Origin of the sequence: Conexibacter stalactiti (genome assembly GCF_033542075.1) — a bacterium.
Classification (GTDB): domain Bacteria; phylum Actinomycetota; class Thermoleophilia; order Solirubrobacterales; family Solirubrobacteraceae; genus Conexibacter; species Conexibacter stalactiti.
On record NZ_JAWSTH010000251.1, the window covers coordinates 1 to 501 of the forward strand.

Here is a 501-nt window from a genome sequence, read left to right on the forward strand (position 1 = left end):
ATGCGATCATTGTTGGTGTACCGAGATATGTTTCAAACTCAGTGTATACGAACAAGTAATCCTTCAAAGGAAGCATATCAATCAAATCACCGATAGAGTCTGCAAGATCAATATAACCAGCATAACCATTTTCCAGAGCTTCAACTTGACCAATAGAACCAGTCATTTGATCACTTTCAGTTAAACGGTTATAAGCAAAATCATCCCACAGTAATGGTGGCTCATTCTCATTAGCAAAGTTAGACCAACGTAGACGTAGTGGATAATGAGTGGTTGCACCAGAAGCATTTGTCTCTCTCATATTAAGAGCAAACAATCTGTTATTGAATGCACGTACACGTTCACACTTCCAATTGTATTTAACAATTGAAGGAACACCATTCCCATCTACTACAGTTTGTTCTCCCCATCCCGGCAAATCTCTAAAGAACTTATCTTTATGAGCTTTAACTTGAGGTGTTTCATAATAGGTAGTTGCAACACAACTGTTGGAAATAACAG

Annotated in this window: 1 pseudogene; it reads right to left on the bottom strand. The window is 37.9% G+C overall.

The features are described from left to right. Positions 1 to 501 (bottom strand): annotated as a pseudogene (locus R7226_RS31615) (Ig-like domain-containing protein); the annotation flags it as partial.